We start from the raw sequence: 10,204 nt of genomic DNA on the forward strand, positions 1-10,204 counted from the left end.
AGGAGACCCTCCGGCGCACAGCGGAACAACCGCATCCAGCCCCAGCACTCACTCACACTCACCAGAAGTCGCTCCTGCTCACTATCCCGGCAGCAACTCCCAACCCCCTCTAGACGATCAAGTCCTATGTGGTCAGTGATCGAATGCGACCAGCGACCGCGTGGTCGGTGCGCGGCGGCTTCCGCCGGTCTTTGGAGCCTCCTGGCAGACCGTGCACCGGCGCTTCACCGACTGGTCGGCGGCCCGGGTACGGGCCAGGCTGCACCGCGTGGTGCTGGACCGGCTCGGCGCGAGCGGCGAGCTGGACTGGTCACGGTGTGCGATCGACTCGGTCAGTGTCCGGGCGGTCAAAGGGGGCCCTTGGCCGGACCGAATCCGACCGATCGCGGCAAGCTCGGGTCGAAGATCCATGTCCTCTGCGATCGGAACGGGCTGCCGATCTCGGTCGGTATCTGCGGTGCCAACCTCCACGACAGCCAGGCCCTGATCCCGCTGATGCGTGGTATCCCGCCGATCCGCTCCCGCTGCGAGCCAAGGCGCCGCCGCCCGGTGAAACTGCACGCGGACAAGGGCTACGCGACTTCGATCACCTGCGCAACTGGCTGCGACGTCGGCAGATCGTGCCGCGCATCGCTCGCCGAGGTGTCGAAATGTCCAGCCGCCTCGGCAGAGACCGCTGGGTCATCAAGCGAACGGTGTCCTGGCTGCACGGGTGCCGTCGGCTGCACCGCCGCTACGAGCGCAAGGCCGAGCGCTTCCTGGCCTTCGTCGGCTTGGCCAGTGCCCTGATCTGCTACCGGCGTTTCACCCGATCAGGACATTCTTGGAGTCCTCAGGGGATGGCCAGGTAGCGGGATGCGCGTCTAAGGCGCAGGGATGAGCGTGACGTGGGCGGCGACGGCACTGGAATCGGGGCGGTTCTGTGCGGTGGAGAGAGGTTCGGACGTCAGGGAGTTGGCGGATCACTTCAACGAACTGCGCTCCCGTGGCCAGGGGTGCCTTGAAGTCCGACTGCCAGGCGGTGCGTTTCCCCGGCTGGCTCTGGGCTTTCAAGGTGATCAAGCGGTCATCCATCTGTTCGATGACGCTGAGAGGTCGTGGCTGCTCGCTGGAGACGGCATCGCCGCGGAGGATGCCGTGGTCGACGTCCCGGTCATGGATGACCTGGCTGCGTTCAGTGGCAACTTCATCCTGACTGTCGATCGCGCATGGGCCCTCGTGCGCGACTTCATCCAGACGGGGGTGCCTGGCGAACTGGGCGAGTGGTGTGAGTTGTCACCGCGGCACGATCGCCAATCGAGACACCCATTAACATCAGCGGAAAAAACCCGCGGACGACCATGCTCAGGATGTGCGGAACACACACAGGGACCAGCGGAGAAAAAAGCCGCCACACTCTCCCAACTCCCCGCAGAAATACCCGAGTTGCGATATCCTGAAAGCCCCGTAAACCCGCAGCGGCAGCAAACACACGGAAGGGCAGGATCGAAATGCCGGAGAGAACCATCGACTTCGGTAAATTCGGCGCCCGCGGCATCAAGGCCTACGAAGCAGTCGCCCGCCGGCTGGATGCCCTCGCCGGCTACATCGCCACCCCCGTCACCACCCGCCGCGGCCTGCTCGCCAGACTTCACTACCTCACCCGCACCCCCCACGCCCGCCGGGCCGCCCGCGAGGCCGGCCTGACCGTCACCGACCGCACCCTCAGCGCATGGCTGAAGGGCACACGCTCCCCGACGAGAAAAAACCTCGACCGCATCGAAACCGCCTACACGACGGTGCGCCGCCACAACGTGGCCCGCTACCTGCTCAGCCGCCTCAACGCGGACGGCCGGGGCACACGCGTGGAGATCCACCCCCTGAACCAGTCCCGGGTGCCCCGGCCACGCCAGCGGGTGGTGGAATACCGCAGCTTCAACGTGCGGCACTGGGACCGTGTCGTGGAAGCCTGGGCCAACGACGACACCCAGGCACTCGACGACGCCTGGGTCGAGAAGATCGTGGACCTGGGCAGCCAATGGGGCCAGTACGAATACGTCACCAACATCGGGTTCGCCGCCTGAACACCTCCGCACGAGCACAACCCGAAGGCTCATACGGTGCCGAAGCACGAGGAGGTGACACAGAGGCAGGCTCGTGGTCACCAAGATCCTTGGCGTGCGCGTTGCCTCCCTGAGGGCGGCCGCCCGCGCCGATGAGCCGATCGGTCGGCAGAGCTGCCCGGGAGCTGTGCTGTTTGTGTTCCCGGGACCGGCTCGGCGTAAGGGTGCAGTGACGCTCTTGCCGTCCGGCGCGCAGAAAGAATCATGAGCGTCGTGGAACTGATCCCCCGGGCCGGCGAGCGAGGCCTGGATGCCGGCCCTCGGGCTTGTGAGGACCGTGGTGCGTTGCCGCCGGCCGACGGCCGCGGACGACGGCGTGGCCATCCGCTGCGGTGGGACACCGCAGGCGCTGCCGGGACGGCCGGCCGAGCCGGGGGGCGTGGCTGAGGGTTTGGCGCGTCCCTGCGTTCCTGGTTGATCCTCGCCGTGCCCGTCGTGGGCCTGTTGGCACTGACGTATTCCTCTGCAACGCCCCAGCGGCGCGCCTTTGTACAATGGCAGGCCCCTGCCGGGCCGTTGCGAGATGGTCCGCTCCCCGGCGGCGGCACGGCCCAACTCTCCAAGTGCTCGGTGGACGACTGGCCGCGGCCGGCACCACGGGGGAAAGGCGAGCGGAGCAAGGACCCGCAGCTGGTGCTCACCAGCTGGGACGCCTACGGCCCGGGGCCGAAGTCGCCGGGCACCCCCCGCTTCACCGTCCACGCGGCCCTCCGCACAGGCGAGCGGCCCATGGTGCTCGACGCACCGCTGGCCCAAGGCCGGGTCACGCTCGATCTCTACGGCCCGCACGGTGAGGGCCACCGCGCCTCCGCCCGCGCCCTCACCGCGACTGTCGTGGACGGCAGTTACCCGGGCAAGCCTGTCGAAATCCCGGCGTCCGGCAGCTTCCGCGTCGCTCCTGGCAAGGAGCTGCTCCTGGACGTGGATCTGCCGGCCGGGGCCGTGTGTCCTGGCCACAACCTGCTCGACATCATCAAGTGCTCGCCCCAGGACACCAACGACGCCGCGGACTGCCCGGTGCTGACGCTCACCCTCGCCGACCCGGCGATCCGTGCGTACCGCGCCGAGACGACAGGTGGCAGCGCCGCCGGCTCCCTCAGCGACCGGCTGGTCGCGGTTTCCCTGGAACCGGACACCTCCCAGGCATGAGCAGCCCCAACGGGTGTCTCTTCCTGGATTGTCATCAGCCCCCCACCATGACCGTGAAAAGGCCCAAGGCGCGCGTGATCTCGACCAGCCGGGTCACCACGGGCGGCAGCAGACGCCGCTGGTGACAAGCAGCGCGCCGATCCGGTGACAAGCACCGTGCCCCGTTGATAAGAGATCAGCAGGCCGGGGTGACCTATTGGTGACCCATATCGCGCTGCGGCACCGATACGTTCCTGCCCCCCAACCCGGCAGTCGTGAGGAGCCGTTCAGCCTCGCCGCATCCGGCCCGATGTGTTCCGCCCGCTTGCGGTGAGCGGCGGTGAGCGGCGGTGAGCGGCGGTGACGGCCGGTCCGTGATGCCCCGTCATGCCCGGCCGGCGCGCGTGCGGGGCGGGCCGGCGGCGGGCGCGGCCGGTGGCGGGGGTGCGGATGGTGGTGGGGGGTGCGCTATGCTTGATCTTGAGCAGGCCGCCCGGTAACTGGGGGCGGCAGGCTGTGCGTTGGTGGTCCAAGGAAAGACGTCCCGCTTCCTGCGGGGAGATGCAGGTGCAAGGCCTGCCCGGCGCTCCATCACAGCAACCCCGCCCCCGGCCCTTCAAAGGCGGGGTTTGCTGCGTTTGCCGCCCCTTCCAGGACTGTGCGCCGGGGGACTGCCGGCAGCGGCGTGTGGAGTCACCTGCCGAAGGACCTGTACGCCCCCACGGGCGACGGGGGCGGACAGGTGAAAGCCCCGGCTGGACGGGGGAGGCCAGCCGGGGCCGCGGGTGGGGGCGGAGGGCGGTCGCCTCTCGGCGGACGGCTCCATGGGGCTTTTGCCGGACGATCGTCCCCCTGGGCCAGGGGTGAGGCCCGGGGACACTGTCCCCTCCGCAGCCACACACGGTTGAACGGCCAACCGCCCTTGGCTGTTCCCCTGTTGACGCTGCTCGCCGTGTGAGCCGGGACACGCCTGCTGCCCTGACGGGCCGCCCTGCCAGGGCGCCCTGGACCGATCTGATCGGCAGGGCGGCCGACACCAGGCCAACCCGCCCGCCGGGTGATCTGGCGGCGCAGCAGGGGCTGGCGTCCCGTCAGGTCAGCGGCCCGCGGCGCCGCCGCCGGCCACACAGGGCCCCTCGCGCCACCGCGCCCAGAGGAGCTCCGCACCGCAGACCGCGGAAGCAGGGACGTGGTACACGGCCCCCTGCGCGGTGGGCGCCCCCCGGCGGGTCTCAGCTCGCCGCCGTCGAGATGAGCTCGCCGATGTGTGCCTCGGTGGCGGCGGTCAGCTTTGTCAGGGCGTAGGCGGTGGGCCACATGGTGCCGTCGTCGAGGTGCGCCTGGTCGCTGAAGCCGAGCGTGGCGTACCTGGTCTTGAACTTCTGCGCGCTCTGGAAGAAGCAGACGACCTTGCCGGCCCTGGCGTACGCGGGCATCCCGTACCAGAGCTTCGGCGCGAGGTCCGGCGCGGCCGATTGGACGATCTCGTGGAGCCGCTCGGCCAGGACGCGGTCCGCGTCCGCCATCTCGGCGATCTTCGCGAGCACGTCGCGTTCCCCGTCCGCCTTGGCCGTGCGCGGGCTGCGGCGCGCGGACGCCTTCAGCTCCTGGGCGTGCTCCTTCATCGCGGCGCGTTCCTCGGCCGTGAACCCGTCGAACTTCTTCTGGGCCGCGGTGCTGCTCCGGGCGGACTTCTGCGTGTTGGTCATGGCAGGTTTCCTTGTCTGCATCGTCTGATCGGGATCTCGTGCGGGGGATCCGCCGCGGCGGCTTCTGGGAACTGATCGGTTGTCGTTCGGGTGAGACCAGCGACGGCGGTGAGGCGGAGGCCGACGGTCTGACGCCCCCCTGCAACGACACGCCCGAGGGGTGGCGCAGGCCGCGCTCGGCCACTGCGGCAACGGGCTCAGGACAAGCGGCAGCATCGGTGGGGCACGGGCATGCGGCGGCGTGCCATCGCCTGGGAGTGCCGGCGGCCGGAGGCGAAACCCGCTGCGAAAACCAAGGTATTGCTCGCCTGCCTCGACGCCGGGCCGGCGCAAGCACCGTGCCCGCGAGCACCGTGCCCGCGAGCACCCGCTGCTCCCCACCTGCACCTGCACCGCCTGCCGGACGGGGCGGGTGTGTTCACCCGCGGCGCTCAGGCAAGCCAGCGGCCCTCGCGCATGAGCTCGCGTCCTGGCAACTCGTCCGCCTCGCGCCAGGCCCGGATACGGCGCGGGGTGATACGGAACCAGCGGTACGGCGTGGCCGGCGTGCGCGGGTCGAAGCCGGTGCGTGCGGCAAACCGGTCACCCCGCTGCTGCGGCAGCGCGGCGAGGTCGAGGACCTCGACCTCGCCCTCGATCATGGACACGTCGCGGGTGTGACCCAGCCCCAGCCGCGTGGCCCGGGTGGCGGCCAGGTTCTGGCCGGTCGGGCTGTCGGCCAAGGTGGCCACCAGCAGCGTCTCGCCGTCCCAGTCGAAGGACAGCGGCACCAGATACGGCGCGCCGCCCGCCGAGGCACTGGCCACCCAGACATCGACGTCATGGGCGAGCCGGTGCTCGGTGTCGCGACGGCGCTGAGCGCGGGGGCGTGGGCCGGCACTCGTGTGGTCCTGCAGCAGGCCGAGGACGTTGCCGTCGGGGTCGGTGACGGTGGCCACCAGACGGCCGCCACCGACATCGTGCGCGCCTTCTTTCACGGTGGCGCCCGCGGCGGTCAGCTCGGCCAGCTTCGCCTCGATGTCCGGCACGTGCCAGCAGGCCAGCGAGGAGGCCAGGCCCTGCGGTCCACCGCCCGGCACAAGTCCGATGTGCTGGCCCGCGGCCTCGAAGCCGACGTAGGAGGACTCCTCGATCCGCGGCGCGACACCGAGCAGGGCGGTGTACACCGCCGTGGCCGCCGCCAGGTCGGACACGGGATGCAGCACCGTCCTGCATCCCTGGGGGGAAGAACCGGTCATGGTCACTCCTGTAGTCATGGGTGACGATCAGTCATGGGTGACGATCGGCCCGGTGTGTCCTGCCGGGCTTGATCGCTGTGGTCACAGCCTCTCCCGCCGGGGGTACGGTCCACCTCCGTGCCGGCCACGGAAACCACCACGGAAACCACCACGGAAACCACCACGGAGACCGCCACGGAGGAACGGATAATGAGCCGGTGTCCCATCCAGTGATCTCTGCTCGGGAAGCCGACGTGCTCGCGCTGCTCGGGGAGCACCTCAGCAACGCGGAGATCTCCGCGCAGCTGTTCATCTCCGTCCGCACGGTCGAGTCACACGTCTCCGCACTGCTGCGCAAGCTTCAGGTGCCGGACCGGCGGGCGCTGTCCCGGCACGCGGCCGAACGCCACCGCGCCGAGCCGTCGCGCCCGCTACCCGCCCTCCCGGCACCGCTGACAGCGTTCATCGGCCGGGTACGGGAGCGCGCGGAGCTGGCCGAGGCGGTGAAGACGCGCCGGCAGGTGACCGCGGTCGGCCCGGGCGGGGTGGGCAAGACCCGGCTCGCGCTGGCGGTGGCAGCCGAGGCGGCCGGCGACTTCGCCGACGGGGTGTGGTTCGTCGACCTGGCCCCCATCACCGATCCGGGGCGGGTGGGGGCGGCCATCGCGGCGGCCGTGGGGGTGGGCGAGCAGCCCGGGCGCGGTATCGACGAGGCGGTGCTGGCCGCGCTGGCGGACCGTCAGGCGCTGTTGGTGCTGGACAACTGCGAGCAGATACGCGACGCGGTGGCGCCGTTCGTGGAACGGCTGCTGGTGGCCTGCCCGCACTTGCGGGTGCTCGCCACGAGCCGGGCCCGGATGATGGTGCCCTTCGAGTGGGTCTTCCCGGTGGGGCCGCTGTCCTGGGCCGGCGGCGAGTCGGAGGCCGTGACCCTGTTCATGGAACGGGCGGCAGCGGTCGGCGTACCGCCGGATCCCGCGGTCCGCGAGCAGATCGCGGCCATCTGCGAACGGCTCGACGGCATGGCGCTGGCCATCGAGCTGGCGGCGGCACGCTGGCCCACGCTCGGACTGGACGGTCTCACCGCCGGCCTCGGCGACCAGCTGCGCATCCTCGCCGGCGGAGGCCGCGCGGACCAGCGGCACCGGTCGGTGCGGGCGGCGCTGGACTGGAGCCATGACCTGCTTCAGCCGCAGGACCGGGCGCTGCTGCGCCGGATGTCGGTGTTCGTCATGCCGTTCACCGCGAAGGCGGCCACCGCGGTGGCCGCCTTCGCCCCGCTGGATCCGGCCGCGGTCGCCGACGGGCTCGCCAGGCTTGCCGAACAGAGCCTGCTCACCGCGACACCGTCCCAGGCCGGCACCCGCTACCAGGCACTGGAGACCATCCGCCAGTACGGCACGGAGCGGCTCGCCGACACCGGGGAACTGACCACCGTACGAGCCCGCCACCTGGACTGGTGCCTGACCGGCGCGAGTGCTCTCACGGCGGCCGAAGGCGCCAACTGGCGCGCGCGGTTCGACGCGATGGCAGAGGACCTGCGAGCCGCCCTCGCCTTTGCCGCCGGCCGGCCGGAGCAGCGCGCCAACGCCCACCGTCTCGCCCTCGCCTTGGCCGAGCTGACCTTCACCCGCAACCTGCTCGGCGAGGCCCAGCAGCGGTACGAGCAGGCGGCCGCGCTCGCCGATGACGCCGGCGGCCAGACCGGCGCCGCCGGCGCCGCGGCGCTGCGCCAGGCCGCCGCAGTGGCCGGCTGCCGCAAACTGGGCGACGACATGTTCCGCCTGCACCGCGGCGCCGCCCAGGCCGCCCGCCTGGCCGGCGACAGCGCCGGCGCCGGCCGCGACCTGGCGGCGGCCGCCACCGTCGCGTACCGCTTCTCCAGTGAGTTCACCCAGGTCCCCGCCGTGGACGAGGTGACCGCCCTGCTCGCGCAGGCGCGAGAGCTGTCCGACGACGGCGACCTGGCTGCCCAGGCCGCACGCGCGCTGGCTGAGGCGGCGGTGACCGTGGATGCCTTCGGCGCGGTCCAGGCAGACGCGGACAACACCGCGCGGGAGACGGTCAGATGCGCCGAGCGAGCCGTCGAACTCGCCCGGCGGACGGGCGACCCGGTGGCCGAGTCCGCCGCCCTCGACGCGCTCTCCGGCGCCCGCACGTGGGCCGGTGAACCCTTCGGCGCCGCCGGTGCCGCCCGGCGCCGGATCGACATCCTGGCCTCGGCACCGCGCACCCCCGCCAGTACGCACGAGCAGATGGACGCCCTCGCCATGGCCGCGGGAACCGCCCTCAGCGTGGGCGAGCTGACGCAGGCCCGCCGGTGGGGCAGGCAGCTCGCCGACCACCCGCTGTTCGCCGAGGTGGAACACCACGCCACATCCTGGCTCCTGGTCACGGACGCCTTCGCGGGCCATGCCGACGACGTGCTCACCGGCAGCGTGCGATTCCTCGACGCATGGCAGCGCAGCGGCCGGCAGCGGTCGTTCTCGCTCGGCCCGGCCGCCGCGTCGGTCGCGATGATCCACGGCCTGCGCGGCGACCACCACGCCCGGGCCACCTGGCTCGCGATCGTCGACCAGGCGGGCACCGCAGCGGAACACCGCCACGGCTACGGTGCGGTCTTCGACGCCACGGTCCTGCTCCACCACGGAGACACGGACGCGGCCCTGGAGCGGATGGCTCCGGAGCCGGATCAGGTGTGGAAGTGGGTCTCCTGGATCTGGCTGCACTGGTATGCGGCGCTTAGAGCGGAGGCTTCGGTGCTCGCCGGCCACCCGGACGCGCGGGACCGCCTCGACGCCGCCCGGAGCCTGGTCGCCGGCAACCCGGTCGCCACCGCCCAACTGGACCGGGCACAGGCACTGCTGGACGGCGACCTGACACGGCAGCTCGCCGCCGCAGCGGCCTTCGACACGGCGGGCTGCCACTACCAGTCGGCGCGCACACTGCTGCTCGCCGGGAACGGCCACGCCGCCGCCGGCACGGCGGCACTCGCCGACCTGGGCCTTGCTCCTACCGCTGGATGAAACACCCACCGTTCCTGTGGACTGAGCAGGAGTGAGCCCACTCAGCCGCACGCCCCGAACGGTCTTGGGCGCACTGGTCCCCGGCGTACTCGACCCCGGGGCAGCGACACGCATCCTGTACGTGGTCCGATCCCGGGAGGCCAGTTCCCTGCGCGACCTGGCCATAGGGGCGCGGCCAGAGGCGACGGGGAGGCCCTGAACCATCACTCCGGTGGAGCAGGGGCCCCGCACGCCGGCACCGTACCCGGCGTCCCAGATCGCACGATCACCGTAGCCCGAACGGCCCAGGGCACCGCAAGCCCGGAAGTCGACCATCACACGATCGAGTTAAACCGCCCTCGTGCATGCTCCCCGGCGAGCAGCCGGCAACCCCGGACGGCACTGTCCGGGCGCGGGCCGACCGGCCGGTGACTTACAGGAACTGCTTCGCGCCGTTGAATCACGGCAGGTGACACGCTGCCCGAAGCGGGTGCGGCGGTGCTGGATGCCGGCCCCGATCAGGGCCGATGCGGTGGACTGGTCCGGGGCGGAGGCCGGCGCAAGGGGTGAGGGTGCGTCAGGTACAGAGCTGACTGGCGGTCACGGCACAGAGCCCGAGCCGCTCCAGTGCGTCCAGCACGGCCGGAAGGGCGTCGATGGTGCTCTGGTGGCCCATGTGGAGGGCGGCCACGCAGCCGCCGCGGACCGACCGGAGCAGTCGGCGCCGGAGCAGGACGGTCTGAGCCGAGTTCAGGATCACACGAAGGCCGCCTCGCGGTCCGGGAAACCACCCGCTACCTGGACGCCACCGTCACCGCGCTGCTCGCCGGGCGGCGCGAGCACGAGGCGGTCCAGAACGCGCCATCACCTCGCAGAGGTTGCCTCTGCGAGGTGATGAACTCCTGCTGATCAGCCCTGGGTGCCGCCCTGGGTGTTGCCGGTGCCGCCGCCCTGGGTGCCGCCCTGGGTGTTGCCGGTGCCGCCGCCCTGGGTGCCGCCCTGGGTGTTGCCGGTGCCGCCGCCCTGGGTGCCGCCCTGGGTGT

General features: G+C 71.5%; 6 protein-coding genes and 2 pseudogenes. 4 read left to right on the forward strand and 4 right to left on the reverse strand.

What is annotated here, in order from left to right:
- Positions 1 to 175: 175 nt before the first annotated feature.
- From ACFY0T_RS50105 to ACFY0T_RS50115, 3 genes and pseudogenes are all read left to right on the forward strand, one after another.
- Positions 176 to 851: pseudogene (locus tag ACFY0T_RS50105) on the forward strand (IS5 family transposase); the annotation flags it as partial.
- Positions 852 to 1,490: 639 nt separating this feature from the next.
- On the forward strand, positions 1,491 to 2,063 hold the full coding sequence (locus ACFY0T_RS50110) for a transcriptional regulator (protein WP_388885904.1): 573 nt from the start codon (positions 1,491 to 1,493) through the stop codon (positions 2,061 to 2,063).
- Between the two features lie 555 nt (positions 2,064 to 2,618).
- Positions 2,619 to 3,251, forward strand: a complete 633-nt coding sequence (locus tag ACFY0T_RS50115) for a hypothetical protein (RefSeq protein WP_388885906.1) — start codon at positions 2,619 to 2,621, stop codon at positions 3,249 to 3,251.
- 1,211 nt (positions 3,252 to 4,462) lie between these two features.
- Here ACFY0T_RS50115 and ACFY0T_RS50120 read toward each other — a convergent pair.
- From ACFY0T_RS50120 to ACFY0T_RS50130, 3 genes and pseudogenes are all read right to left on the reverse strand, one after another.
- Positions 4,463 to 4,939 (reverse strand): iron chaperone, encoded by a 477-nt coding sequence (locus ACFY0T_RS50120; RefSeq protein ID WP_388885909.1) that lies wholly within the window; start codon positions 4,937 to 4,939, stop codon positions 4,463 to 4,465.
- Between the two features lie 431 nt (positions 4,940 to 5,370).
- Entirely contained in the window at positions 5,371 to 5,838 is a 468-nt protein-coding gene (locus tag ACFY0T_RS50125) for a pyridoxamine 5'-phosphate oxidase family protein (RefSeq protein WP_388885917.1), read from the reverse strand.
- A 15-nt stretch (positions 5,839 to 5,853) separates the two neighbouring features.
- Positions 5,854 to 6,195, reverse strand: a pseudogene (locus ACFY0T_RS50130) (VOC family protein); the annotation flags it as partial.
- A 179-nt stretch (positions 6,196 to 6,374) separates the two neighbouring features.
- Between ACFY0T_RS50130 and ACFY0T_RS50135 the strand changes: the two are divergent.
- Positions 6,375 to 9,182 (forward strand): ATP-binding protein, encoded by a 2,808-nt coding sequence (locus tag ACFY0T_RS50135; RefSeq protein WP_388885912.1) that lies wholly within the window; start codon positions 6,375 to 6,377, stop codon positions 9,180 to 9,182.
- Between the two features lie 556 nt (positions 9,183 to 9,738).
- On the opposite strand, the gene ACFY0T_RS50140 is transcribed toward ACFY0T_RS50135, so the two are convergent.
- Positions 9,739 to 9,921, reverse strand: a complete 183-nt coding sequence (locus ACFY0T_RS50140) for a hypothetical protein (RefSeq protein ID WP_388885914.1) — start codon at positions 9,919 to 9,921, stop codon at positions 9,739 to 9,741.
- Between the last annotated feature and the right edge of the window lie 283 nt (positions 9,922 to 10,204).

This window comes from Streptomyces sp. NPDC001530, from assembly GCF_042894545.1.
In the GTDB taxonomy this organism is placed as follows: domain Bacteria; phylum Actinomycetota; class Actinomycetes; order Streptomycetales; family Streptomycetaceae; genus Streptomyces.